Genomic DNA, 24,130 nt, shown 5'->3' with positions numbered 1-24,130 from the left:
GCTTTAAACCGCGTTATTGATATTAATGTTAATTAATCTTTTTATGATGGTTAAAGTTAAACACTTATCAGAGGGAGATCGGCTTAACCTGAAGCGGCACCGGTTAACGGTGTTTGAAAATATTTTTCATCATCACAGCTGTGTGAATCACCATGATTCACGGGGGTTTTCACACCATTCACAGCTTTTTGGCCGTACATTTTCTGTAGCCAAAGTCTATCAACCATTATTCAACGAGACAGTTTTTGGCCTGTTTCGGCAATTGGGTTTGCTATGCTCTTTCTCTGTTTTATGTCGTGGTATCTGTCCGGACGAGACCCGCGCGTCACGCCGCCTTTGCTGATGCAGCAATTTCTGCAGCGGCGGCGTCGGGGACAGTGCGGTGAGAAAGTCGCTTCTTTCCCTTTCGCTTCGCTGGCCTGCCTTATCTGTTTTCTCCCCACGCTGATTTATCTGCCCAACAGTGGTGGCAATGGCTTTGATCTGCCGCTGAATTTGCTCACTGCAGGCTGCCTCGCGCTGCTGGCAGCCACGCTGCTGTTGAAGAACTGGCGCCAGCCGCGCGATTTAATTGATGACAACGTCATGACGCATGCGCTGTTGCTGATGCTGTTTTGCTTTGCGCTGGCGGTGATCCTGCAGGAGAACGATAACGGACTGCTGACCGGCGTTATCCGACTACTGGGGCTCAGTGCCATACTCATTCTGTGGCTGCTGCTGGGCCTGATGCCGCAGCTCTGGCAGCAGCGTCAGCAAATCATTGCCGGCATCGTATTGCTCAGCACCTTGCAGGCGCTGCTGGCGATTGCGCAAACCTGTTTTCCGGCCCAGCTGCAAACGCTGATGGAGTTTCGTTATCACGCCGGCCAGATTCGCCCTTACGGTATTTTTCAGCAGTTCAATTTGCTGGCCAGCTTTCTGGCGACCGGTCTGGCGGCTACGGTCTGGCTCTGTCTGCAATCTGACATCAGGCACCGCCTCTTGCTGTTGCCGGCAGTGCTGATCAACAGCCTGGCACTGCTTCTGACGCAGTCGCGTACCGGTGCGTTTGGTTTTGCGCTGGCGCTGCTGGTGATGCTGCTGGTGTGCGATCGTCGCCAGCGCGCGGTAATCATCAGGATCGTCATGGTGATGGCGCTGGCCGTGCTGTGCGCCCTGCTGCTGCGCAATGAATTAGCGCCTGGCATGCGTGAATTTGCGGCGTCCGACCTGGCGCGCCAGCAGCTGCTGGAATACACGCTGCGGATGATCATGGAAAAACCGTTCAGCGGCTGGGGCTTTGGTCAGTTTGAGTATCATTTTTCGCGGATACGCATGGTGGACGCGATCCACCTGAAAGATTTCAACGCCACCCATCCCCATAACGAGTGGCTGTATAGCTGGGTGGAAGGCGGTGTTTTGCCGATGGTAGGCTTCACCGCCGTGTTGCTGGCATGGCTGACGCCGCTGTGGCGCTGGCGCAGTCAGCCGCAGCGCCTGATGCTGTGGAGTCTGACGCTGCCCGTCATGCTGCACACCATGGTCGAATTTCCGCTCTATCAATCGCTGCCGCATCTGTGGCTGCTGATGCTGCTTACCCATCTGGCGTTACGTCAACCCGAAGATCGATCAATGATTGAACCTGCGACGCCGGGTCTGCCGTCGCGTATGCTGCGCCTGAACATGGCCGGCGGCGCGATTGCGCTGATGCTGTTCTTCTTCAGCGGCCTGCAGACCAACGCGCTGCTCACCCAGGCGGAGCGCGGTCAGTTCCTCTCGTACCCTTCACGCGATCAGCTGTGGAATCCGTGGATTCAGGGCGAGCGCTATGAGTTTGGCGAAATGGTGCATTGCCTGATGCGCTACAACCAGACGCGGGATGAGCGCCTGCTGGCGCGCTTTGTGCAGCAGTCATCGCTGTGGCTGGAGCGCCATAACGATCTCAACGTGTTCCGGAATGCGGTGATGATTGAGTGGCATCTGCGTCACTATCAGCGATCGCGCAGGCTGCTGCGTCAGGCGCTGACTCTCTATCCGACAGATGAAAGCCTGCTGCAGCTGAAAGCAAAAATGATGACGGAATGGTCATCGGCGGCCTATGCTGTGACAGATGAGACAGGCAACTTCTGAGGCTAAGATGTTGAATAAATGGATGGGGCCGCTGGGCTTCGCCATGATGTTAAGTGGATGTCAGACTTCTCCGCCCACCCCGCAGGTTATTCCGCCGCATACCGCGCCCGTGGCCGTGTGCGGGGCCGGCGAGATGATGATGCAAACCACGCTGTGGTTTGATCTGCCGTCCCCCGCTGGCGCAGCGGGCTGGTCGCAGTTTGCTGAACGCGACATCACGCCGCACTTTCCCTCGCCGCTGACGATTTACGATGCCCGCGGCCCGCAGGGCAATCGCAAGGTACTGGTATTGCTTCATCCGGCGGATCGGGCCAGCTCCGAAAGCATTAACGCGCTGCGCGACAAGTTTAAACATCGTTTTGCGACACAACCGGTGACGCGTATCGACTCGCTGGTGTGCGCGGCGCTGTAACACGCGCTGGCTGCACGCGGGCAGGACAGCCGCCTGTGAAGTCCGTATAATGCGCAGCCAAACCCAAGCAAGCCGGAGAGAAACCATGCGTCCAGCAGGCCGTAGCACTTCTGAAGTGCGTCCCGTCACCCTCACTCGTCACTTTACCAAACATGCGGAAGGCTCGGTTCTTGTCGAGTTCGGCGAAACCAAAGTCCTGTGCACCGCGACCGTTGAAGAGGGCGTGCCGCGTTTTCTCAAAGGCAAAGGTCAGGGCTGGGTAACCGCAGAATACGGTATGCTGCCGCGTTCGACGCACAGCCGTATGGCGCGTGAAGCCGCCAAAGGCAAGCAGGGCGGACGTACGCTGGAAATCCAGCGCCTTATCGCCCGCTCGCTGCGTGCGGCGGTTGATCTGCAGGCGCTGGGTGAATTCACCATCACGCTGGACTGCGACGTGATTCAGGCCGACGGCGGCACGCGTACCGCGGCGATCACCGGTGCCTGCGTGGCGCTGGCGGATGCGCTGAACGCGCTGGTGGCAGCCGGTAAACTGAAAGCCAGCCCGCTGAAAGGCATGGTGGCGGCGATCTCGGTCGGCATCGTGGCCGGTGAAGCGGTGTGTGATTTAGAGTATGTCGAAGACTCCGCCGCTGAAACGGATATGAATGTGGTGATGACCGAAGATGGCCGCATGATTGAGGTGCAGGGCACCGCAGAAGGCGAGCCGTTCAGCCATGACGAATTGTTGCAGCTGCTGGCGCTGGCGCGCGGCGGCATTGAGCAGCTGATTCAGGCGCAGAAAGCGGCGTTAATTGATTGATGTAACAGGCGACCACAGAGTCGCCTTTTCTTTATTTGAGGAGTGAGAAATGAAAGCCTGGCAGCGTCAGTTTATTGAGTTCGCCCTGAACAAAGGGGTATTAAAGTTTGGTGAGTTCACCCTGAAGTCCGGCCGCAAAAGTCCCTATTTCTTTAATGCCGGTCTGTTCAATACCGGGCGCGATTTAGCGCTGCTGGGCCGTTTCTATGCGCAGGCGCTGGTGGATGGCGGCGTCGATTTCGACCTGCTGTTTGGCCCGGCCTACAAAGGCATTCCGATTGCGACCACTACCGCCGTGGCGCTGGCCGATCATCATGACCGCGATGTGCCGTACTGTTTTAACCGTAAAGAGGCCAAAGATCACGGCGAAGGCGGTTTACTGGTGGGCAGCCCGCTGCAGGGCAAAGTGATGCTGGTCGATGATGTGATCACCGCCGGCACGGCAATTCGTGAATCGATGGACATCATCAACGCCCACAACGCCACGCTGGCCGGCGTGCTGATTTCACTCGACCGCCAGGAGCGTGGCCGTGGCGAGATTTCCGCGATTCAGGAAGTGGAGCGCGATTATCAGTGCAAGGTCACGGCGATCATTACGCTGAGCGAGCTGATTGATTACCTGGCGGAGAAGCCAGAGATGGCCGACCATCTGGCGAAGGTGAAGGCGTATCGCAAAGAGTACGGCATCTAAGGTTTGCCGCGGTCGCCATGAATGGCGACCCTACAGTAGCAGGATGTTTGAGCGTAGGGTGCGCATTGATGCGCACCTGGTGGCAAAGGTGAAGGCGTATCGTAAAAAGTACGGTATTTAAGGTTTGCTGCGGTCGCCATGAATGGCGCCCCTACAGTAGCAGGATGTTTGAGCGTAGGGTGCGCATTAATGCGCACCTGGTGGCGAAGGTCGGGGCGATTGCAAAGAGTACGGCATTTAAGGTTTGCCGCGGTCGCCATGAATGGCGCCCCTACAGTCGCAGGATGCCAGGGCGTAGGGTGCGCATTGATGCGCACCTGGTGGCGAAGGTCGGGGCGATTGCAAAGAGTACGGTATTTAAGGTTTAGCGCGATATTCAGCGCCGCACGATAGCGTAGCGGCGCAATTTATTGCGCGATGGATCGCGCCGCTACAAATCCGCTGTGCGTATTAAACCAGCTGTGCGGCAATCAGCGGCCAGCGGCTGTCGAAATCGGCGGTCGGACGATAACGGAACTCCGAGCGCACATAGCGTGACAGCAAACCTTCGCAGAATGCCAGCAGCTGACTGGCGAGCAGCGTCTCATCGGTCTGGAAACCTTCGCCGTCGCTCATCTTCTTTTCTTTCATCACCTGGCGCAGCTGAACTTCGATACGCTCAAACAGCTGATTAATGCGCCCCTGCAGGCGATCCTGTTCAAACATCAGCGCGTGGCCGGTCAGGATGCGCGTCAGCCCTGGATTACGCTCACCAAATCCCAGCAGCAATTGCACGATCAGACGCAGACGCGCCATCGTCTCTTTTTCATCTTTCAGGATCAGATTGATGCGGGTAATCAGACTGTCTTCAATAAACTCAATCAGGCTATCAAACATGCGCGTTTTGCTGGGAAAGTGGCGATATAACGCCGCTTCCGAAACGCCGACATTGGCGGCCAGCTTGGCGGTGGTGATACGCTGACTGCCATCGCCCGACTCCAGCATTTGCGCCAGCGCCTGCAAAATCTCTTCGCGACGATTCCGTTTCGCGACTTTTTTTTCTGCCATGACCTTCAACACCCCTGAAATTCACCAAAAACAGGCAATACTGCCTTATCTGCCACAGATAAAGCGGCCTGTGGCGACAAGAAATAAAAAGATGGCTATGCGAAAAGTGAGCGTATTACTGACGGCCAGAGTGACCGAAACCGCCTGCGCCGCGATCGCTGGCGTCAAAATCTTCCACCAGGTTAAATTCGGCCTGCACCACCGGTACAAACACCAGCTGAGCCAGGCGATCGCCAGGCTGCAGCGTGAAGCTATCCTGGCCACGGTTCCACACTGAAACCATCAGCTGGCCCTGATAGTCGGAGTCAATCAGGCCTACCAGGTTACCCAGTACGATGCCGTGTTTGTGACCGAGACCGGAGCGCGGCAGGATGACGGCGGCCAGTGACGGATCGGCAATGTGAATCGCCAGGCCGGTCGGCACCAGCGTGGTCATGCCTGGTGCGATTTCCAGTGCGTCATCAAGGCAGGCGCGCAGATCGAGACCCGCGGAGCCAGAGGTCGCATAGGTGGGTAGTGGGAATTCCTTGCCTACGCGCGCATCAAGTATTTTTACGTCGATTTTTTTCATCATAACGGCTGACAATCTCGTCTATTAATTGTTGGCCAAGGAGCGTCTTATCACTGAGCGGTAAGACTTTCTCTCCCTCCTGCCAAAAAAGGTGAAGAGCATTGGTGTCGCTATTGAAGCCCTGCCCGGCCTGCGCCACATCATTGGCGCAAATCAGGTCCAGGTTTTTCCGCACCCGTTTTTGCCGCGCGTATTCTTCCACATTCTGGGTTTCGGCAGCAAATCCCACCACGAAAGGGCGCTGCACTTTGAGCGCCGCGACGCCTGCAACAATATCCGGGTTCTTCACCAGCTGCAGCGTGACGTTATCATCGCCACCCTGTTTTTTAATTTTCTCTGCGGCAATGTTTGCCGCCCGGTAGTCTGCCACGGCTGCGCTGGCAATGAAAATATCTTGTTGGCTGATTTGCGCCATCACCGCCGCTTCCATCTCCAGGGCGCTGTTAACATCAATGCGCGTCACGCCGGCGGGCGTGGCTAAGTTCACCGGACCGGAAACCAGCGTCACGTTTGCGCCGCGCTTCGCCGCTGCCGCGGCAACCGCATAGCCCATCTTGCCGGAGCTGTGATTGCTGATATAGCGCACCGGATCCAGCGCTTCACGCGTCGGACCGGCGGTGATCATAATGTTGAGATGTTGCAGATCGTTGACGGGCGCGGCCCACTCCAGCGCATGCGCAACGATGGCCAGCGGGTCCAGCATGCGGCCCGGGCCGATATCACCGCACGCCTGGCTGCCGCTGTCCGGTCCCCAGACCAGCACGCCGCGCTGCGCCAGACGCTGCAGATTCTCCTGCGTTACTGCCGCGCGGTACATCTGCTGGTTCATGGCCGGCACGATGGCGACCGGTGCCGCGCTGGCCAGGCAGGCGGTGGTGACCAGGTCGTTTGCCATGCCAGCGGTAATGCGTGCAATCAGATCGGCGGTTGCGGGCGCAAGCACAATCAAATCGGCCCATTTTGCCAGTTCGATATGGCCCATTGCCGCTTCGGCCGCCGGGTCGAGCAGGTCATCAAACACCGGATAGCCGGAAACCGCCTGCAGGCTGAGCGGCGTAATAAAGGCTTTGGCCGCATCGGTCATCATCACGCGGACATCCGCGCCGCGATCGCGCAGACGGCGCACCAGTTCCGGTGCTTTATAGGCCGCGATGCCGCCACTGACGCCCAGCAGAATTTTTTTTCCGGCTAATCCCATCATGTTGTTTGCCTCACTTCAACGCAGAGTGCCGCGCCTGGCGCGACAGATGCAGGCAACTTTATCACAAAATCGGCGACCCGCCTTTTCACTGCCTGCGCCCTTTGCGAGCCGGCTCTGGAATTTGTCACGCGCCGCTGGTGGCCTGCAATGCACCGGCGCAGAATGGCGGCATTGCAAGGAGGGCGGAACGATGACGGAACTGGCACCACGGGAAAAACTGACGCTGCTGGGCGCCGAGGCGCTAAGCGATGCCGAACTGCTGGCGATCTTTTTACGCACCGGCACGCGCGGCAACAGCGTGATGGGGCTGGCGCGGCTGATGCTGAATGAATTCGGTTCGCTGTATCGCATCATGACCGCCAGTAAAGAGGAGCTGGGGCAGATAAAGGGCGTCGGCAGCGCCAAAATGACGCAACTGCATGCCATTGCGGAACTGGGGCGGCGCTTTTTTGCCAGCCAGCTGGCGCGCGAAAATGTGATGGAGAATCCGCAGGTCACGCGCCACTACCTGCAAAGCGTGCTGGCACATCAGGAGCGTGAAATCTTTATGGCGCTGTTTCTGGATAACCAGCACCGCGTTTTGCAGGCGCAGAAGATGTTTTCCGGCTCCATTGCCAGCGTGGAAGTGCATCCGCGTGAAATCGTGCGTGAGGCGCTAAAGCTCAACGCGGCGGCGGTGATACTGGCGCACAATCATCCGTCCGGCATGGCGGAACCGAGCCGTGCCGATCGTGAGATTACCAGCAAGGTGGCGCAGGCCTGCGCGCTGCTGAATATCCGCTTATTAGATCATCTGGTGATTGGTCACGGTGAGTTTACCTCTTTCGCTGAGCGCGGCTGGCTGTAATTCGCGGCGTCAACTGGGCAGAAATCCGGCGTTTTTGCGCGATCCGGAGGGATCTTTATCTGTTCGGGACTTGAGCACTTCGGCTTAGCGGCGTATACTACGCCACCTTTGAGAATCTCGGGTTTGGCGTTTGGGCCAGCTTAGCGGGTTCACATGGAACTCGCCTGGGCGGGCTAAGGCCTGACGAGGCGGCCAAAACCTAGTTTTTAAAGCTCGAGCTGATTTGATTTTTGGAGAATAGAAATGTCACGAGTCTGCCAGGTAACTGGAAAGCGTCCGGTGACCGGTAACAACCGTTCCCACGCAATGAACGCGACGAAACGCCGTTTCCTGCCGAACCTGCACTCTCACCGTTTCTGGGTTGAGAGCGAGAAGCGCTTCGTTACTCTGCGTGTATCTGCTAAAGGTATGCGTGTTATTGATAAAAAGGGCATCGATACGGTTCTGGCCGAAATCCGCGCCCGTGGTGAGAAGTACTAAGGAACTGAATCATGGCTAAAGGTATTCGTGAGAAGATCAAGCTGGTTTCCTCTGCTGGTACAGGTCACTTCTATACCACCACGAAGAACAAACGTACTAAACCTGAGAAACTGGAACTGAAAAAGTTCGATCCGGTTGTACGTCAGCACGTGATCTACAAAGAAGCCAAAATTAAGTAATTTTGGTGTTCTTGCGAAAAACCCGGCTCCGGCCGGGTTTTTTGTTTCTGCGCTACGTTGAGGAGATGAGATGCCTGAATTACCTGAGGTAGAAACCAGCCGACGCGGTATAGAACCTCACCTGGTGGGAGAAACCATTCTGCATGCCATTGTGCGCAATCCGCGTCTGCGCTGGCCGGTTTCCCATGAAATCCACGCGCTGAGTGACCAGCCGGTGCTCAGCGTACAGCGCCGCGCCAAGTATCTGCTGCTGGAGCTGCCGCACGGCTGGATCATCATTCATCTTGGCATGTCCGGCAGCCTGCGCGTCCTGCCCGGCGAACTGCCGGCTGCGAAGCACGACCACGTCGATTTGGTGATGAGCAATGGCAAAGTGCTGCGCTATACCGATCCGCGGCGTTTTGGTGCCTGGCTGTGGACTACCGATCCGGAAGGCAGCAGCGTGCTTGCGCACCTTGGTCCGGAACCGTTGAGCGATGCCTTCAGCGGCGGGTATCTGTATGAAAAGTCGCGCGGCAAACGCACGGTGATCAAGCAGTGGCTGATGGATAACAAAGTGGTGGTGGGCGTGGGTAACATCTATGCCAGCGAATCGCTGTTTACCGCCGGGATCTTACCCGATCGTCCGGCGATGAGCCTGAGTGAAGCGGAAGCCGAACTGCTGGCGAACACCATCAAAGCCGTACTGCTGCGTTCGATTGAGCAGGGCGGCACCACGCTGCGTGATTTCCTGCAAACCGACGGTAAGCCGGGCTATTTTGCGCAGCAGCTGCAGGTGTATGGCCGCACTGGCGAGCCCTGTCGCGCCTGCGGTACGCCGATCCTCAGCGGTAAACACGGTCAGCGCAGCACCTTCTGGTGTCCACGCTGCCAGCACTGATTACGGCTGCGCCAGCTTCGCCAGCAGCGCCTGATGCACCACGGCAGGCAGAAATGCCTGCACGTCACCCTGATGGCGCGCCACTTCCTTGACCAGCGACGACGAGACAAATGAGAAGCCTTCGGAGGGCATCAGAAACACGCTCTCCAGCGTGGGCCGCAGATGACGGTTCATGTGCGCCAGCTGCAGCTCATACTCAAAGTCCGATACCGCACGCAGACCGCGCACCAGCACGTTCGCGTTCTGCGCCTGGGCAAAATTCGCCATCAAATCGCTAAAGCCAACCACCTCAACATTGGGCAGATGGGCCGTAACCTGGCGCGCCAGATCGACACGTTCATCAAGGCTAAACAGCGGCTTCTTACCCGGGCTGGCGGCAATTGCCAGCACGATGCGATCAAACATCTGCGCTGCGCGCGTGACGATATCCAGATGGCCCAGCGTCATCGGGTCAAACGTGCCGGGATAAATCGCTTTAGTGCTCATACGCGGCCCTGTGTTGAGGTGTGATGCAGCGCCCAGAGCGCCGAGTATTTATTAAAGGTGTATTGTGCGTTGACCACCGCCAGAATCCAGCCCTGTTTACCATCGAGAAAACCGGCGCGCAGCAGCAGCGTCTTAATAAACGCGCCTGCGGTGTGGCTGAAAACAGAGAGAATACTGCAGCGCTTGCCGCGCTGAAAGCGCTCCTGCGCCCAGGCTTCGGCATAGTTCATCTGCTTGCGCTGGAAGGCAATCAGGTCGCGGCAGGTCAGGTGCTGCAAATCACCCGGCAGCGCCACCACCGGCGTGCCCTGCGTCTCCAGCGATTCGTGCACCAGATTGTCGTTATAGCGCAGATGGCGCGGATAGAGGCGCAGCACGCGGTCGGGATACCAGCCGCTGTGGCGCATAAAGCGGCCGAGAAACAGATTACTGCGGCCGAGGCTATAAACCTTATCGCTGAGCGGCTGTGTCAGCACCTGCTCAATGGCGCGGCGCAGTTCCGGCGTAACCCGTTCATCGGCATCCAGCATCAGAATCATATCGCCGCTGGCAAAGGCCTGGGCGCGCTGACGCTGCTTACCAAAGCCGGCCCAGCCGTCCGCGTGATAGACCTGCGCACCGTGCGCGCGTGCCACCTCGATGGTCGCATCGCTGCTGCCCGAATCCAGCAGAATGATTTCATCTGCCCAGCTGACGGAAGCCAGCGCCTCCGGAAGGAGTTCAGCTTCGTTTTTGGCGATCATCACCACGGAAAGACGTTGGCGTTGCGACATGCGTTAATGAGCTCGTGGAGGCAGATGCGGTTCGAGTAACTGTAGCAGACGCTGCAGTGCGCCCTGATTCTGGTGCAGCACGTCTACCGCGTGGCGGCCGTAGTAGCGGCGATAATCGTCATCCTGCAGCAGGTTCGCCACTTCTTTTTCCAGCGACACCACATCAGTAACGGTAATCAGCCCTTCCGCCTGTTGCAGACGGGCGCAGATATCTTTGAAGTTCCAGATGTGCGGGCCCATCAGCACCGGAATGGCGTGCGCAGCGGGCTCGAGCGGATTATGGCCGCCGCGCTCCACCAGGCTGCCGCCAACAAAGGCCAGATCGGCGATGCCGTACAGCAGCATCAGTTCGCCCATGGTATCGCCAATCACCACCTGCGTGGCGCTGGAAGGGATCTCGCCGCTGCTGCGCAGGGTAAAGCTGAAGCCGCGTTTTTGCGTCAGGTTGCAGGCATCTTTAAAGCGTTCCGGATGGCGCGGCACCAGAATCAGCAGCAGATCCGGGAACTGTTGCAGCAGGCGGCGATGGGCGTCGAGCACGATGGCCTCTTCGCCTTCGTGCGTGCTGGTGGCGATCCACACCGGCCGGCGCGACGCCCACTGGCGGCGCAGCGTCACCGCGCGTGCCGCCAGCTCCGGCGTAACGGAGATATCAAACTTCAGACTGCCGGTCACGGCCAGGTGCGAGCGCTTCAGGCCAAGGCTGAGGAAACGATCGCCGTCCTCAACGTTCTGCGCGGCGATCAGCGTAATGCGCTGCAGCAGGTCACGCATGAAACCGCCGAGCTTTTTATAACCTCTGGCGGAGCGTTCAGACAGGCGCGCATTGGCAATCACCAGCGGAATCTGGCGCTGATGCAGAATGCGAATGATGTTCGGCCACAGTTCGGTTTCCATGATAATCACCAGCCGCGGGTCGACGGTATCGAGGAAACGGTTGATTGAACCGGGCAAATCGTACGGCAGATAGACGTGGTGCACGTCTTTGCCAAACGCCGACTGGGCGCGCTCGGAGCCGGTGGGCGTCATGGTGGTCACGGTAATGGGCAGCGTCGGATAGCGATGACGCAACGCGCGCACCAGCGGCACGGCGGCGAGCGTTTCACCGACCGAAACCGAGTGCAGCACGATGCCGTGCGGCGCTACTTTACCGCTGCAGTAGCCGTAGCGTTCCGCCCAGCGTTTACGATAGGCCGGTGCTTTTCGACCGCGCAGCCACAGGCGCAGCCAGATCAGTGGCTGAATCAGATAAAGCAGGGCTGTATAGAGAGTCGTCATAGTTAAGGTTACGACCAGTTCGCGTCAAAAAACACAGTAAAGGCGGCATGTTAACAGAAACTGACCGCCTGCTCATACCACTTCGTCAACGGGTTTGCAGGACGTGCTGATAAAGCGAAGTCAGCGCCTGCGCCAGTCTTTGCGGACCATAAGGTTCAATTTTGCGACGTGCGGCTTCGCCCAGCGCCGGATTGTGCGAAAGTGCAGGCGTTGCCATTACCGCTTCGTTTAACGCTTTGATATCCAAAGCATCGCAGACAAAACCTTCCTCACCGTTGGTGATAAATTCTGCGCCGCCGCAGCCGGTGCTGGTAATGATTGCCAGCCCGCAGGCCATCGCCTCCAGCACCACATTGGGGAACGGATCGTACAGCGTTGGCAACAGCAGCGCATCGGCAGCGTGATAAAACGGCTGAACGTCCTGCTGCACGCCCGCAAAGCGCAGGCGGTCGAGACAGTTAAGCTGGTTCGCCAGCTGCTGATAGCGCGCCAGCTGTTTGTCCTGGCCGACCACCACCAGGTAGCGATCGCTATTAGCGACCGCTTCGATAGCGGCCTTTAGCCCTTTGCGTTCGAAGCCGGAGCCGACGTAGATCATCACCGTGGCGTCCTGCGGCAGGTTGAGTCGCTGACGCGCGGCGTGACGCAGCGTGTCGCTGGCAGGCTGAAAACGCTGGCTATCAATGGCGTTGTGAATCACGTGGATTTTGCTGGCATCCAGCGCGAAGTGGCGCAAAATATCCTGCTTCACCATGTGCGAATTACAGATCACCGCTTTCAGCGAGAGCGCGTTGAACATCTCCGCTTCCGCCTGCAGCACATAGCGATGGTAAGGGCTCAGGCTGGCGCTCAGCCGCTGCCACGGCGAAACAATGCGCGCGCGCTGCTCCAGCCATACGCGATGCACGCCGTCACCGGCGCGGAAAATATCGCAGCCGGCGATGCGCTCGTGGCTCTGTACGATATCGAACTTTTCCCGCTCCCAGCAGGCGCGCGCCGCGCGGGCAAAGCCGCGTTCACGCGAAATGCGGCCGAATTTTGCCGGATTGCAGATGTGCAGGTGCCAGGCCGGGTTCGGCGTGCCCTGCCAGCTGCGGGTAATGATGTTGAGATCGAGCTGCTCGCTGTCCAGCGCTTCCAGCGCGCGTGAGATAAAGCGCTCGGCACCGCCGTCCGGCCGGTATTTCTGCCGGACAATCGCCAGCCGTAACTTAGTCATGCAAAAGGCTCCTGGCGGCGGCAAGCACATCCTCAACCGGGATGGCAGACAGATAGCGCTGCTCGGTATTGGTATTGATCGAATCCGGTGACGGCAGCGGCGCATAGTCGCCCGCCCAGATAACGCGGTTATTGTCGCCCCACGGGCGCCAGTGCTGCAGCTTGGTCGGGCCGAACAGCGCCAGGCACGGCGTCTGCAGCGCCGCGGCCATGTGCATTGGTGCGGAATCGACGCCAATAAACAGCTGTGCGGCGTCGATCAGCGCCGCCAGCTGCGGCAGCGAGAGCTGGCCTGCCAGCGACACCACGTTCGGCGTGCGGCACAGCGACTGGATATGGGCGATCATCGCCAGCTCTTTCTGATCGGGCGCGGCGGTCAGCACCACGCTGCGACCATCAGCGGCCAGCGCATCAATCAGCTGCGCCACCTTTTCATCTTCCCAGCACTTAAAAACCCAGCGCGAGGTGGGCTGCAGCACCACAAACGGGCCGGTAATCGACTGCTGAGCGAGGACGTCCTGCACTTTTTGCTGGTCGGCGGCGCTGAAATGCATGGAGGCTGTCGCCCCGGCGGTGGGAATGCCGAGCGGCTGCAGCGCCGTCATGTTTTGTTCCACGGTATGCAGCTGATGGTGACGGTCGGTGGAAACCAGCTGGTTATGGCACCAGCGCCAGAACGCGTTGTCGCGCTTGCGGTACGCAAAGCCAATGCGCACCGGCGCACCGGACAGGCCGGTAATAATGGCGCTGCGCCACTGGTCGGCCAGATTAATCACCACATCGTAATGGCAGGCCCGCACCGCCCGCACCAGCGCGACCTCATGGCGAAACTTCTGCCAGCCGCCTTCCTTTTTCCAGTTGCGATCGATGATATGCAGCTGACGGATCGCCGGATGCGCTTCCAGCATCGGGCGCGTCTCTTTGTACAGCAGCACATCAATGTTGGCCTGCGGATAGCGCTGGCGCAGCGCATTGATGGCAGGCGTGGTCAGCAGCATATCGCCATGATGACGCAGCTTTATCAGCAAAATATTTTGCGGTGCAAAGTGGGCTGGAATCGGGCTTGCCATACTCAAATCATCTCAAAATTCAGTGAGCTGATTGTAGGGCAAACCCTGGAGGGGTTAAAGCCGCGGCGGGCGCTTATTTATTGCGCCAGCGATAAATGCGGCTCAGCCACAGCAGCAGCTGATACCACTGACGCGCGCCGCGCGCATTGCGCAACATGCGTTTGTGCGTCTTGCTGCTAAACAGATCGGCGATCATTGCCTGGCGCGCTGCGGCGTCCGGTTCGCGCCGGATAGCGTGGCACACGCTGAGCGCTTCGCGGGTAATCTGCGCGTGGAAGCTCGGGTAAATCTTCACCTTGTGACGATAGCGCGTATTAATCTCTTCCAGCATGCGCGCGATTTTCAGGTAGTGACGCTGATAGTCGACGTTATGCTGGCCGGTACGCTTGCGGTTGCTGATCGACGCATCGTGCATGTAGTAGCGATACAGCACCCGATCGGTGTAGCGCACGCGCTTAACGTTGAGCATGAACTCGGTGGTCCACGGGATGTCCTGATGATGCAGACCGGGTTCAAAATGCAGATTAAGCTGTTCGATCAGCTCACGGCGGTAGATACCGAGCCACACGACGTGCAGGTAACGCCGGGTTTTCAGCGCCTTGTCGAGCCACTCCGGCCCGCTTAATACGCCGGTGCTGGTGAGGCGATCCCGCGGAATCATCGGCTTAATGGTCTGGCTGGCCTTGAAAAACCACTCGGCGTTGCACTGCGCAGCGTCCAGCCGATCGCGCTCCGCCATGTCGACCAGCGTCTGGTACATCGCCGGGTCCATGGTGTCGTCGGCGTCGGGAAAGCTGACGTATTTACCCCGCGCCACGGCCAGCCCGGCATTACGCGCACGCGACACGCCACCGTTCGGCTGATGAATCACCTGAATATGCTGGTACTGCTGCGCCAGCGCGTCGGCGCGCTCGCCGGAACCGTCGGTGGAGCCATCGTCAACAATGATGATCTCCAGCGACGTCAGGGTTTGCGCCAGCAATGCATTGATACAGCCAGTAAAATCAGCACCAGCGTTAAACATCGGGATAATGAGACTGAGTAGCGGGGATGAGCTATCGGGCTGCGCTGTCATGTTCTTCGTTGTTCCGTCGCGCCAGGCGCTGCTGCTGCCGGGTGCGGATAAAATCATGGATATCATTTAGCTTGCGTTCATCCAGCTCGAACAGCTGTTCAACCGGATGGGCAAATTTGTATTGCGCAGCGAACACAAACGAGGAGGGCGCGATGTGGTTCGGGCCAATTAAGAGCACGTCACCCAGCGGCCTTTGCTCCTCTACGCAGCAGGGACCATAAATTAAAATCACCGGTACCTGTTGCGCGTCGGCAATATACACATTGCCGGAATCCGAGGCGATATAGAAATCCATCTCGTTAATGGCGGCAGGCAGCGCCTCGAGCGGAATTTTACCTACCAGACTCACCAGATTGTTTCGCTGACCGGCAACTTTAAACAACTCCTGAACGCGTGATTGTTCATTCGGTGCGCCGAAAGCAAAAAAAGTGCAGGGGAGATCGTTCAGGTGGTCGAAAAGCCGACACCAGATTAACGGCGGAATGGTTTTGGCCTGATTCCCTGCCGTCACGCTAATACCAATGCGGATGCCCGGCGCCTGCGTAATTTCCGCGGGCAGGGTTTCCGGTTGCCACAGTGGCAGAGTGGCATGTTTGGGATAACTCTCTTTGGTAAAAGAGCGATCGGCCAGTTTCAGGTAATTTTCCAGCGTTAAGGTATTTTTCTCGTGATAAACCACGCCGCTGGCCGTTAAATAAAACAGGCCCTGATAGCCTTTGCGCCGATAGCTGGAAAGAAATTGTTTGTTGCTGGCATTGCAGCAGGCGGCAATAAATAAATTGAGATTGGTGGGATGCAGCAAATAAATATTGTCGTAGCGATTGAGCAGCTGCCACACCAGTTTTATTTTTTTCATCAAACCGGAGCGGTGATCTTCGATATACCAGATGTGCTCCAGCGTGGCGTCACGTTCAGCCAGCGGGGCGACACTATAGCTCAGCAGGGCATCGCTTTTTCCCAGGTGGGATAATAACGGCGTGATATTAATATAGTCGCCAATTTTAGCGGTCTGTATCACCAGATTTTTACCGGTGCGGCCATGAACAAACTTCATCACCCATTTGACCGGCGAAAAAAGAATAAACAGTAGTACGTACGTCAAGTAGTCATCCCCATGATTCGGTCACACCGTCATGGGGGACCTGTTAACCTGAAACGTGCTGCGTGGTTGAAAATGACGTCTCCGCCACCTGAATAAGCTGCAGGTATTGCTGGCAAACAACGCTCAAACTATAAATGCTTAAGTCCAGATGTTGCAACCTGGGGGGAGTTGTATAAATTTCTCGCATTTTTTCTGCCAGCGATGTTGCATTCATCTCTGCCAGACCGCGTGACAGTTCGCCGGTGAGGATCGAAACAGGACCGCCCGGACAGCGCGTACTGACCACCGCGGTGCCGCAGCTCAGGGCTTCGACCAGCACATTACCAAAACCTTCACTGTCGGAGCTGACCACCAGCAGGCGCGCGTGCCGTATCCAGGGATAAGGATTGCGCTGAAAACCTTCGAAGCGCACGCGCTCTGCAATGCCTGAATTCTGCGCCTGCTCACGCAATTTTTGCGTTATTTTTTCGCTTCCCTGTCCCAGCAAAACCAGCGGCGCGGTGATGCCACTCAGGGCATAAGCTTCGAGCAGGCGGTCATGGCGTTTGGTTTCATGGAAGCGTCCCACGTGCACCAGGAAATCGGTGCCGGCCAACGGGCAGGGTTCTGCCGCCAGTCGGGCGAGGCTGTCAAAATCAAAAGGATTGGCGATCACTTTGGCCTGGCGGGGCTGTACGCCAATGTTTTGCACCATATCGTCGATGACGTACTGCGAAACCCCAACGATTTGGCGATCCTGATAAACGTGACGGATTTTCAGCCGCTTCAGCCACAGCGAGAAGCCGGTTTTACGTGCCAGATACGAAGCAGAAAACACGCCGTGCAGACAGAACCAGGTCCTGTCTCCATCGAGCGCCGGCGTTTGCCTGACAATGCGGTCAGTTTTATGCAGATGAGAGAGGATCAGATCAAATTTGCCGTGCCGCGCTTCACTGTCGCGCACCGCACGATCCAGCAGGCGCGCGCGGCGCCATGTTTCTGTCAGCTTGCGCCACGGGTGGTTACAGCGATCAAGAATCACCTGGTAATCCACGCCAGCCGGAATAGGGTAATCACATACCTTCCGCAATGAGAAGATCGAAACCTGGTGTCCCTGACTGAGGAAGCCCCCCGCCAGAGTCAGTACGACTTTTTCGGCGCCGCCGCCCGGCAGGCCATCAATCACCATTAAAATGCGTTTCGACAAAATTTTTTACCCCTACATGCCAGTCTGCTGTAAAGACTTAGCTGCTATCATTCCCGGTGCTATCAGGACTTAATATAAGAAAATTCAATTAATTATTTTTATGGCCAGGTAATTTTACACGAACGTGCGCTCGGTTAATTGATAAAATTCAGGCCAGTGAAGAGTTTAAATTATTCTAGTTTAACTAATCTTATACCGCTATCGACTTCCCCTCGAACCCGCATGGGAAAAGTTTGCGCCCGTCAGGAGCGTTGCGTACCATAGCGATTATAACACTGTAATTCACCGGATAAGTTATGGAAAAACCTGCCTTTTTAATTACCCTTGATACCGAAGGGGATAACCTGTGGCGCAATCGCAGCGGCAAGGTCACTACCCATAACGTCCGGTTTTTACCGCGCTTCCAGGCGCTGTGTGAGAAATACGCTTTTAAACCGACCTGGCTGACCAACTATGAGATGGCCAGTGACCCGGCTTATGTCGAGTTCGGGCGCGATCTGCTGGCGCGCGGTCAGGGCGAAATCGGTATGCATTTACATGCCTGGTACAGTCCACCTGAATATGCGCTGACCGACGATGAGTGGCGTTACCAACCTTATCTGATCGAATATCCGGAAAACGTCCTGCGCGATAAAGTCGCCTTTATGACCGATCTGCTGGAGAACGCTTTTCAGCGTAAAATGACCAGCCACCGCGCCGGCCGCTGGGCATTTAATGAAGTGTACGCCCGCGCCCTGATCGATCAGGGCTATCTGGTTGACTGCTCGGTTACGCCGCGCGTGAGCTGGCGTAATGCGCAGGGTGCACCGCAGGGACAGGGCGGAACGGATTACAGCCATTTCCCCGATCGCGCTTATTTCCTTGATGAACAGGATATTTCCAGGCCGGGCGACAGCCCGCTGCTGGAACTGCCGATGAGCATTCAGTATCGCTATGGCACGCTGACCAATCAGCTTAAAAAAATGTGGAATGGCATCCGCGGCAGGCAGCGCGGACCGTCAGTGAACTGGCTGCGGCCGGTGGGCGGCAATCTGGCCCAGATGAAGCAGGTGGCAGAACAGACGCTCAGTCAGGGTAATGACTACGTCGAGTTCATGCTGCATTCATCCGAGTTTATGCCAGATGGCAGCCCCACGTTTAAAACGGAGGCTGATATTGAACGCCTGTATGACGATCTGGAAGGCCTGTTCAGCTGGCTGGCGACCCGGACGCAGGGCATGACGCTCACTGAATTTGCGCAGCTGAAGCACCAGCAGCGCTAAACAGCCCAATCGCGTTACAGCGCGATCTCAGCCAGCATGGCCATCACGTCGTCAGGCTGAATGTCTGCCATGCTGCTGCTGCCCTGCGCGGGCCGTAACGCATGCTGATTCCTGCCATAGCCACCAATCAGTCCCGGGTCAGTCGGGCCGAACAGGGTGATGTTGGGGCGATTCAGCGCGGCGGTCAGATGGCTCAAACCGGTATCCACCGAGACCACCGCACGGGCGCCCGCCAGCTGCTGCGCCACCTGCTCCAGCGTCAGCTTCGGCAACACCTCTGCATGATCAAACCCTGCTGCCAGCCGCTGCGCGCGCTGGTGCTCGTGTTCGGCGCCCCACGGCAGCCTGACGCGCAGGCCAGTGGGCTGAACCCGCGCGATGAGCTGGCGCCAGTGATCTTCCGGCCAGTGTTTGTTGTCGCGCGTTGTGGCGTGCAGAAACACCAGGTACGGTTGGCTATCCTGCGGTTGTGCCGCGAGAAAATGACCGGCAATGGCATAGTCGCCCTGCGTGGCCGGTTTTTCATAGCCCAGACTTTTGGCGAACAGTTCGCGCGTGCGTTCCACGGCGTGCTGCTGCTTGCCAATCTCATGACGCTTGTCATACCACCAGCTGGCGAACGGTTCGCGTGCGCTGCGGCTGTCCTGGCCATGTTTGATGCCTTTGGCGAGGCGCGTCACCAGCGCGGCGCTTTTAATCAGCCCCTGGGCATCAATCACCACGTCGTACTGACGTGACTGCAGCTCGCGTTTGAATTGCACGCGCTCTTCGCGCTGCTGGCTGCCAAACCAGTGTTTGCGCCAGCGACGAATCGCCACCGGCAGGACTTTGTCGACGGCCGGATGCCAGCCAGGAATTTGCGCAAAATTCTCTTCCACCACCCAGTCGAAGCGAATGCCGGGAATCGCCTGCATCGCATCGGTCAGCGCCGGCAACGTGTGCAGCACATCACCCATCGACGAGGTTTTAACAATCAAAACGTGCATGGTTACTCCTGCACCGGATGCAGTAACTCATTGAGTTCCTGATGCACGCGTGCCGGTTGAATATCAATCAGGCTCTGGTGATAGCCCTCTGCGGCATCGCCTTTGCGCACTTTGTGGTAGCCGGTAATCAGGCGAATGATGTGCGCCTGATGGGACAGCGGCGGCGTGAAATCCGGGCTGCTCGGGCCATACAGCGCCACCAGCGGCCGGTTGAGCGCGGCGGCAATGTGCATCAGTCCGGAATCATTGCTGACGACCGCAGCACAGTGGGCGATCAGAATCACCGCCTGCTCCAGCTGCGTTTCGCCCGCCAGATTGCGGCAGTGCGCGCGTGCCGTGTCCGGCAGCGCCTGCAGGATCGCCTCGCCGGTTTCCCGATCTTTAGCCGAGCCGAACAGCAGCACCTGATAGCCTTCAGCAATCAGCTGTTCTGCCAGCGCGGCGTAGTGATAGTGTGGCCAGCGCTTCGCGGGACCAAATTCGGCACCGGGGCAGAAGCCGATGGCCGGGCGATCGGCCGACAGCGCAAACTGCGCCGCGGTCATGCGTTTTTCATCGTCGTCGACGCGCAGCTGCGGCCACAACAGCGGCTGCGGCAACTGTGCTGCCGCCGCAACCGGCTGGTCATAGCCCAGCGCCACATAGCGCTCCACCATTAAGGGAAACGCGGCTTTGTCCAGCACCCGCACGTCATTCAGCACGCCATAGCGCATTTCACCGCGCCAGCCGATGCGGCGTTTAATGCCGGCAAAAAACGGCACCAGCGCCGATTTAAACGAGTTTGGCAGCACATAGGCGCGATCGTAACCGCTGGCCCGCAGCGCTTTGCCCAGGCGACGGCGCTCACCCAGCGCCAGCGCACCGTGGCCAAGCGGCATCGCCAGCGCCTGATTCACTTCCGGCATGCGTGACAGCAGCGGCCGGCACCAGGCCGGCGCCATCACATCAATTACCGCCTCAGGGTGCGCCTGTTTCAGCGTGCGATAGAGACTTTGCGACATCATCATATCGCCGACCCAGGAGGGGCCAATAACCAGAATTTTCATCGCCGGTGCCGGTTTCCTTATGCGTGACGGTTCAGCCAGGCCATATATTCGCCCACGCCCTGCGCAACGGTTTTAAACGGTTTGTCATAGCCCGCGGCGCGCAGTTTGCTGAGATCCGCCTGCGTAAAGGCCTGGTAGCGCCCTTTCAGTTTGTCCGGGAACGGGATGTATTCGATCTGGCCTTGCTGGTGGAACTTCAGCACCGCATCCGCCACTTCCTGGAAAGATTCGGCGCGGCCGGTACCACAGTTATAGATGCCGGATACGCCGTTTTCCCAGCACCACAGATTGACTGCCACTACATCATCAACGTGGATGAAGTCACGACGGAAGCTGTCGCTGCCCTCGAACAGCTTAGGATTTTCACCGTTGCTGATTTGCGTATTGAGGTGGAACGCGACGCTCGCCATGCTGCCTTTATGGCCTTCACGCGGCCCGTACACGTTGAAATAGCGGAAGCCGCACACTGGCGAATCTGCTTCCGGCAGAATCTGGCGGACATAGTGGTCGAACAGCATTTTTGAGTAGCCGTACACGTTGAGCGGCTGCTCGTACTGGCGCTCTTCAATGAAGTTCTCGTTACGCCCGCCATAGGTGGCGGCCGATGAGGCATACAGGAACGGGATTTCACGTTCGAGGCAGAAGTGCAGCAGATCTTTTGAGTACTGATAGTTGTTATCCATCATGTACTTACCGTCCCACTCGGTGGTGGCTGAACAGGCACCTTCATGGAACACCGCTTCAATCGGACCCAGATCTTCACCCGACATGATGTAGGTGAGGAACTCCTCTTTATCCATGTAATCCGCGATGTCCAGATCCGCGAGATTCACGAATTTGGTGCCATCTTTCAGATTATCCACCACCAGGATATCGGTATGACCGCGATCGTTGAGCGCTTTCACAATGTTGCTGCCAATCATGCCCGCGCCGCCGGTTACGATAATCATATGCTTTGCCTTTAAACAGTTGGGGTGAAACAGGAGGTTTCACGCACGAATACCTAACATCATAACATTTCAGCCCGATGCGGACAGCCAGATGACGCCGATCGCGCTGCACAAATCCTGCGCGCCGCGTGAACTATGCTGCAAAACGGAGATTTCCCTGGCTGAATTGTCGTCCATTCGCTTTTCGATCAGTAATATGTGCCAAAATTTTGCTATCTGAGGAGCAGAATCATGTCCGATCAGTTCTATTCACAAATCCGGCAACAGCTTGAGACAACGCGGCAGGACGGATTGTTCAAACAGGAGCGCACCCTGACCTCGGCGCAGCAGGCGGAAATCAACGTCGCCAATAGCCCGCCGGTGATTAACTTCTGCGCCAATAACTATCTCGGCCTTGCGAACCATCCGGCGCTGATTCAGGCCGCCAAAGACGGCATGGACACGCATGGTTTTGGCATGGCGTCGGTGCGTTTTATCTGCGGCACGCAGGACAGCCATCAGCTGCTGGAGCGCCGGCTGGCGGAGTTCCTCGGCATGGAAGAAGCTATCCTGTTCTCCTCCTGCTTCGACGCCAACGGCGGGCTGTTTGAGACCCTGCTGGGCGCGGAAGACGCGATTATCTCGGATGCGCTCAACCATGCGTCGATCATCGACGGCATCCGCCTGTGCAAAGCCCAGCGCTATCGTTACGCCAACAATGATATGGCTGAGCTGCGCGCGCGCCTGCAGGAGGCCCGCGACAAGGGGGCGCGCCATCTGCTGATTGCCACCGACGGCGTGTTCTCCATGGATGGCGTGATCGCTAACCTGCAGGGCATTTGCGACCTGGCCGATGAGTTTAATGCGCTGGTGATGGTGGATGACTCGCACGCGGTAGGCTTTGTCGGCGCAAGCGGACGCGGCACGCATGAATACTGCGGCGTGATGGATCGCGTGGATATTCTGACCGGCACGCTGGGTAAAGCGCTGGGTGGCGCGTCCGGCGGTTACGTGGCGGCAAAACGCGAGGTGGTTGAATGGCTGCGTCAGCGCTCGCGCCCTTATCTGTTCTCTAACTCGCTGGCACCGGCGATTGTGGCCGCGTCGCTGCGCGTGCTGGATCTGCTGAACGAAGGCGATGGGCTGCGGCAGCGGCTGTGGGAAAACGTCCGCTTCTTCCGGGAAAAAATGACCGCCGCGGGCTTTACGCTGGCCGGTGCCGATCACGCCATCATTCCGGTGATGCTGGGCGATGCCAAAGTGGCGCAGCAGTTTGCCAGCCTGCTCCAGCAGGAAGGCATCTACGTTACCGGCTTCTTCTATCCGGTGGTGCCGCAGGGCCAGGCGCGCATTCGCACGCAGATTTCTGCCGGCCACACTCAGGCGCAACTGGAGCACGCGGTGGCGGCCTTCACGCGCATCGGACAACAGTTAGAGGTTATCACTGCAGGAGCCAACGGATGAAAGCATTGGCTAAACTGAAAGCGGAAGAGGGGATCTGGATGGTGCACGACGCGCCGGTGCCGGAGCCCGGTCATAACGATCTGCTGATTAAAATCCGCAAAACCGCCATTTGTGGCACCGATGTGCACATCTATAACTGGGACGACTGGTCGCGCAAAACCATTCCGGTGCCGATGATCACCGGCCACGAATACGTGGGCGAAGTGGTCGGTATCGGTCAGGAAGTGAAGGGTTTCGCCATCGGCGATCGCGTATCAGGCGAAGGTCACATCACCTGTGGCCACTGCCGCAACTGTCGCGCCGGCCGTACCCATTTATGCCGTAATACCGTGGGTGTCGGGGTTAATCGTCAGGGCTGCTTTACTGAATATCTGGTGATCCCGGCGTTTAACGCATTCAAAATTCCCGACAATATTTCCGACGAGCTGGCGGCGATTTTCGATCCGTTCGGTAACGCGGTGCATACCGCGCTCTCGTTTGATTTGGTAGGTGAAGACGTGCTGATCTCCGGTGCCGGACCGATTGGCATTATGGCGGCAGCGGTGTGTAAACACGTCGGCGCGCGGAATGTGGTGATCACTGACATCAATGAGTACCGCCTCGGGCTGGCGCGTGAAATGGGCGTGACGCGTGCGGTCAACGTGGCGCAGCAGAATCTGCGCGAGGTGATGACGGAACTGGGCATGACCGAAGGCTTTGATGTCGGACTGGAGATGTCCGGCGCGCCGCCGGCGTTTCGTACCATGCTGGAGACCATGAATCACGGCGGACGCATTGCGCTGCTGGGCATTCCGCCGGGTGAGATGTCGATTGACTGGAATCAGGTTATCTTTAAGGGGCTGTTTATCAAGGGGATTTACGGCCGTGAGATGTTTGAAACCTGGTACAAAATGGCCGCGCTGATTCAGTCCGGCCTCGATCTGACCCCAATCATCACGCATCGCTATCACATCGACGACTTCCAGCAGGGCTTCGACGAGATGCGTTCCGGGCGTTCAGGCAAAGTGGTGCTGAGCTGGGATTAAACGACACACCG

General features: G+C 57.8%; 25 protein-coding genes. 11 read left to right on the top strand and 14 right to left on the bottom strand.

The window, feature by feature from the left end; genetic code table 11:
• Positions 1–273 precede the first annotated feature (273 nt).
• The 4 genes from ERD80_RS06045 (at position 274) to pyrE (ending at position 4,014) form a co-directional block, all read left to right on the top strand.
• Positions 274–2,109, top strand: a complete 1,836-nt coding sequence (locus ERD80_RS06045; protein ID WP_132466134.1) for a Wzy polymerase domain-containing protein — start codon at positions 274–276, stop codon at positions 2,107–2,109.
• A 7-nt stretch (positions 2,110–2,116) separates the two neighbouring features.
• Positions 2,117–2,521, top strand: coding sequence for a DUF3574 domain-containing protein (locus tag ERD80_RS06040; RefSeq protein WP_136546208.1), 405 nt, complete (start codon positions 2,117–2,119; stop codon positions 2,519–2,521).
• An 85-nt stretch (positions 2,522–2,606) separates the two neighbouring features.
• Complete coding sequence (rph, locus tag ERD80_RS06035) at positions 2,607–3,323, top strand: ribonuclease PH (RefSeq protein ID WP_021507082.1); 717 nt, start codon at positions 2,607–2,609, stop codon at positions 3,321–3,323.
• Between the two features lie 49 nt (positions 3,324–3,372).
• Positions 3,373–4,014: an orotate phosphoribosyltransferase gene (gene pyrE / locus ERD80_RS06030; RefSeq protein ID WP_021507081.1), complete on the top strand. Its 642-nt coding sequence runs from the start codon at positions 3,373–3,375 to the stop codon at positions 4,012–4,014.
• Positions 4,015–4,464: 450 nt separating this feature from the next.
• On the opposite strand, the gene slmA is transcribed toward pyrE, so the two are convergent.
• From slmA to coaBC, 3 genes are all read right to left on the bottom strand, one after another.
• Positions 4,465–5,061, bottom strand: a complete 597-nt coding sequence (gene slmA, locus ERD80_RS06025; RefSeq protein WP_136546206.1) for a nucleoid occlusion factor SlmA — start codon at positions 5,059–5,061, stop codon at positions 4,465–4,467.
• A gap of 115 nt (positions 5,062–5,176) precedes the next feature.
• Positions 5,177–5,635: a dUTP diphosphatase gene (dut, locus tag ERD80_RS06020; protein WP_031279631.1), complete on the bottom strand. Its 459-nt coding sequence runs from the start codon at positions 5,633–5,635 to the stop codon at positions 5,177–5,179.
• Positions 5,604–6,833, bottom strand: coding sequence for a bifunctional phosphopantothenoylcysteine decarboxylase/phosphopantothenate--cysteine ligase CoaBC (gene coaBC / locus ERD80_RS06015; RefSeq protein WP_058775471.1), 1,230 nt, complete (start codon positions 6,831–6,833; stop codon positions 5,604–5,606). Before coaBC ends, dut begins: the two co-directional genes overlap by 32 nt.
• Before the next feature lie 190 nt (positions 6,834–7,023).
• Between coaBC and radC the strand changes: the two genes are divergently transcribed.
• The 4 genes from radC to mutM all read left to right on the top strand — a co-directional run bounded on the left by radC (position 7,024) and on the right by mutM (position 9,219).
• Positions 7,024–7,680: a DNA repair protein RadC gene (gene radC / locus ERD80_RS06010; protein ID WP_021507076.1), complete on the top strand. Its 657-nt coding sequence runs from the start codon at positions 7,024–7,026 to the stop codon at positions 7,678–7,680.
• A gap of 243 nt (positions 7,681–7,923) precedes the next feature.
• The gene (gene rpmB, locus ERD80_RS06005; RefSeq protein ID WP_010616494.1) at positions 7,924–8,160 is read left to right on the top strand and encodes a 50S ribosomal protein L28; all 237 of its coding nucleotides are present in this window, start codon (positions 7,924–7,926) and stop codon (positions 8,158–8,160) included.
• Positions 8,161–8,171: 11 nt separating this feature from the next.
• The gene (gene rpmG, locus ERD80_RS06000; protein WP_001051798.1) at positions 8,172–8,339 is read left to right on the top strand and encodes a 50S ribosomal protein L33; all 168 of its coding nucleotides are present in this window, start codon (positions 8,172–8,174) and stop codon (positions 8,337–8,339) included.
• A gap of 70 nt (positions 8,340–8,409) precedes the next feature.
• Entirely contained in the window at positions 8,410–9,219 is an 810-nt protein-coding gene (gene mutM, locus ERD80_RS05995; RefSeq protein WP_088516674.1) for a bifunctional DNA-formamidopyrimidine glycosylase/DNA-(apurinic or apyrimidinic site) lyase, read from the top strand.
• Here mutM and coaD read toward each other — a convergent pair whose 3' ends face one another.
• From coaD to ERD80_RS05955, 8 genes are all read right to left on the bottom strand, one after another.
• Positions 9,220–9,705, bottom strand: a complete 486-nt coding sequence (gene coaD / locus ERD80_RS05990; RefSeq protein WP_136546205.1) for a pantetheine-phosphate adenylyltransferase — start codon at positions 9,703–9,705, stop codon at positions 9,220–9,222.
• The gene (locus ERD80_RS05985; protein ID WP_136546203.1) at positions 9,702–10,478 is read right to left on the bottom strand and encodes a glycosyltransferase family 2 protein; all 777 of its coding nucleotides are present in this window, start codon (positions 10,476–10,478) and stop codon (positions 9,702–9,704) included. Before ERD80_RS05985 ends, coaD begins: the two co-directional genes overlap by 4 nt.
• A gap of 3 nt (positions 10,479–10,481) precedes the next feature.
• Positions 10,482–11,756 (bottom strand): lipid IV(A) 3-deoxy-D-manno-octulosonic acid transferase, encoded by a 1,275-nt coding sequence (gene waaA, locus ERD80_RS05980; RefSeq protein WP_021507071.1) that lies wholly within the window; start codon positions 11,754–11,756, stop codon positions 10,482–10,484.
• An 85-nt stretch (positions 11,757–11,841) separates the two neighbouring features.
• Positions 11,842–12,975, bottom strand: coding sequence for a glycosyltransferase family 4 protein (locus ERD80_RS05975; protein WP_136546200.1), 1,134 nt, complete (start codon positions 12,973–12,975; stop codon positions 11,842–11,844).
• Positions 12,968–14,044 carry a putative lipopolysaccharide heptosyltransferase III gene (gene rfaQ / locus ERD80_RS05970; RefSeq protein WP_021507069.1) on the bottom strand — a complete coding sequence of 359 codons (1,077 nt, stop codon included), beginning with the start codon at positions 14,042–14,044 and terminating at the stop codon, positions 12,968–12,970. The genes ERD80_RS05975 and rfaQ overlap by 8 nt, the downstream gene beginning before the upstream one ends.
• Positions 14,045–14,117: 73 nt before the next feature.
• Positions 14,118–15,119 carry a glycosyltransferase gene (locus tag ERD80_RS05965; RefSeq protein WP_136546198.1) on the bottom strand — a complete coding sequence of 334 codons (1,002 nt, stop codon included), beginning with the start codon at positions 15,117–15,119 and terminating at the stop codon, positions 14,118–14,120.
• Entirely contained in the window at positions 15,100–16,221 is a 1,122-nt protein-coding gene (locus ERD80_RS05960) for a glycosyltransferase family 9 protein (RefSeq protein ID WP_059010939.1), read from the bottom strand. The genes ERD80_RS05965 and ERD80_RS05960 overlap by 20 nt, the downstream gene beginning before the upstream one ends.
• 43 nt (positions 16,222–16,264) lie before the next feature.
• Positions 16,265–17,389, bottom strand: a complete 1,125-nt coding sequence (locus ERD80_RS05955; protein WP_021507066.1) for a glycosyltransferase — start codon at positions 17,387–17,389, stop codon at positions 16,265–16,267.
• Between the two features lie 314 nt (positions 17,390–17,703).
• Here ERD80_RS05955 and ERD80_RS05950 point away from each other — a divergent pair, with 314 nt between their 5' ends.
• Positions 17,704–18,669, top strand: coding sequence for a deacetylase (locus tag ERD80_RS05950; RefSeq protein ID WP_127833500.1), 966 nt, complete (start codon positions 17,704–17,706; stop codon positions 18,667–18,669).
• 14 nt (positions 18,670–18,683) lie between these two features.
• Here ERD80_RS05950 and rfaC read toward each other — a convergent pair whose 3' ends face one another.
• From rfaC to rfaD, 3 genes are read right to left on the bottom strand one after another with little or no spacing between them, the layout of a single operon-like run.
• The gene (gene rfaC, locus ERD80_RS05945; protein ID WP_059010944.1) at positions 18,684–19,655 is read right to left on the bottom strand and encodes a lipopolysaccharide heptosyltransferase RfaC; all 972 of its coding nucleotides are present in this window, start codon (positions 19,653–19,655) and stop codon (positions 18,684–18,686) included.
• A gap of 2 nt (positions 19,656–19,657) precedes the next feature.
• Positions 19,658–20,701, bottom strand: coding sequence for an ADP-heptose--LPS heptosyltransferase RfaF (rfaF, locus tag ERD80_RS05940; protein ID WP_136546196.1), 1,044 nt, complete (start codon positions 20,699–20,701; stop codon positions 19,658–19,660).
• A gap of 17 nt (positions 20,702–20,718) precedes the next feature.
• Positions 20,719–21,651, bottom strand: coding sequence for an ADP-glyceromanno-heptose 6-epimerase (rfaD, locus tag ERD80_RS05935; RefSeq protein WP_021507062.1), 933 nt, complete (start codon positions 21,649–21,651; stop codon positions 20,719–20,721).
• A 231-nt stretch (positions 21,652–21,882) separates the two neighbouring features.
• Here rfaD and ERD80_RS05930 point away from each other — a divergent pair, with 231 nt between their 5' ends.
• Entirely contained in the window at positions 21,883–23,094 is a 1,212-nt protein-coding gene (locus ERD80_RS05930) for a glycine C-acetyltransferase (RefSeq protein WP_136546194.1), read from the top strand.
• Positions 23,091–24,119: an L-threonine 3-dehydrogenase gene (tdh, locus tag ERD80_RS05925; protein WP_136546192.1), complete on the top strand. Its 1,029-nt coding sequence runs from the start codon at positions 23,091–23,093 to the stop codon at positions 24,117–24,119. The genes ERD80_RS05930 and tdh overlap by 4 nt, the downstream gene beginning before the upstream one ends.
• The last annotated feature ends 11 nt before the right edge of the window (positions 24,120–24,130 follow it).

Source organism: Pantoea sp. R102 (assembly GCF_004916815.1).
Classification (GTDB): domain Bacteria; phylum Pseudomonadota; class Gammaproteobacteria; order Enterobacterales; family Enterobacteriaceae; genus Pantoea; species Pantoea dispersa.
Note: the sequence above shows the minus strand (reverse complement) of the source record. Positions and strands in the feature narration are given on the sequence as shown.

Excerpts from the sequence above, each read along its gene's own strand:
- ERD80_RS06045 (WP_132466134.1), top strand. The coding sequence starts at position 274 with ATGCTCTTTCTCTGTTTTATGTCGTGGTATCTGTCCGGACGAGACCCG.
- ERD80_RS06040 (WP_136546208.1), top strand. The coding sequence starts at position 2,117 with ATGTTGAATAAATGGATGGGGCCGCTGGGCTTCGCCATGATGTTAAGT.
- rph (WP_021507082.1), top strand. The coding sequence starts at position 2,607 with ATGCGTCCAGCAGGCCGTAGCACTTCTGAAGTGCGTCCCGTCACCCTC.
- pyrE (WP_021507081.1), top strand. The coding sequence starts at position 3,373 with ATGAAAGCCTGGCAGCGTCAGTTTATTGAGTTCGCCCTGAACAAAGGG.
- slmA (WP_136546206.1), bottom strand. The coding sequence starts at position 5,061 with ATGGCAGAAAAAAAAGTCGCGAAACGGAATCGTCGCGAAGAGATTTTG.
- dut (WP_031279631.1), bottom strand. The coding sequence starts at position 5,635 with ATGATGAAAAAAATCGACGTAAAAATACTTGATGCGCGCGTAGGCAAG.
- coaBC (WP_058775471.1), bottom strand. The coding sequence starts at position 6,833 with ATGATGGGATTAGCCGGAAAAAAAATTCTGCTGGGCGTCAGTGGCGGC.
- radC (WP_021507076.1), top strand. The coding sequence starts at position 7,024 with ATGACGGAACTGGCACCACGGGAAAAACTGACGCTGCTGGGCGCCGAG.
- rpmB (WP_010616494.1), top strand. The coding sequence starts at position 7,924 with ATGTCACGAGTCTGCCAGGTAACTGGAAAGCGTCCGGTGACCGGTAAC.
- rpmG (WP_001051798.1), top strand. The coding sequence starts at position 8,172 with ATGGCTAAAGGTATTCGTGAGAAGATCAAGCTGGTTTCCTCTGCTGGT.
- mutM (WP_088516674.1), top strand. The coding sequence starts at position 8,410 with ATGCCTGAATTACCTGAGGTAGAAACCAGCCGACGCGGTATAGAACCT.
- coaD (WP_136546205.1), bottom strand. The coding sequence starts at position 9,705 with ATGAGCACTAAAGCGATTTATCCCGGCACGTTTGACCCGATGACGCTG.
- ERD80_RS05985 (WP_136546203.1), bottom strand. The coding sequence starts at position 10,478 with ATGTCGCAACGCCAACGTCTTTCCGTGGTGATGATCGCCAAAAACGAA.
- waaA (WP_021507071.1), bottom strand. The coding sequence starts at position 11,756 with ATGACGACTCTCTATACAGCCCTGCTTTATCTGATTCAGCCACTGATC.
- ERD80_RS05975 (WP_136546200.1), bottom strand. The coding sequence starts at position 12,975 with ATGACTAAGTTACGGCTGGCGATTGTCCGGCAGAAATACCGGCCGGAC.
- rfaQ (WP_021507069.1), bottom strand. The coding sequence starts at position 14,044 with ATGGCAAGCCCGATTCCAGCCCACTTTGCACCGCAAAATATTTTGCTG.
- ERD80_RS05965 (WP_136546198.1), bottom strand. The coding sequence starts at position 15,119 with ATGACAGCGCAGCCCGATAGCTCATCCCCGCTACTCAGTCTCATTATC.
- ERD80_RS05955 (WP_021507066.1), bottom strand. The coding sequence starts at position 17,389 with ATGGTGATTGATGGCCTGCCGGGCGGCGGCGCCGAAAAAGTCGTACTG.
- ERD80_RS05950 (WP_127833500.1), top strand. The coding sequence starts at position 17,704 with ATGGAAAAACCTGCCTTTTTAATTACCCTTGATACCGAAGGGGATAAC.
- rfaC (WP_059010944.1), bottom strand. The coding sequence starts at position 19,655 with ATGCACGTTTTGATTGTTAAAACCTCGTCGATGGGTGATGTGCTGCAC.
- rfaF (WP_136546196.1), bottom strand. The coding sequence starts at position 20,701 with ATGAAAATTCTGGTTATTGGCCCCTCCTGGGTCGGCGATATGATGATG.
- rfaD (WP_021507062.1), bottom strand. The coding sequence starts at position 21,651 with ATGATTATCGTAACCGGCGGCGCGGGCATGATTGGCAGCAACATTGTG.
- ERD80_RS05930 (WP_136546194.1), top strand. The coding sequence starts at position 21,883 with ATGTCCGATCAGTTCTATTCACAAATCCGGCAACAGCTTGAGACAACG.
- tdh (WP_136546192.1), top strand. The coding sequence starts at position 23,091 with ATGAAAGCATTGGCTAAACTGAAAGCGGAAGAGGGGATCTGGATGGTG.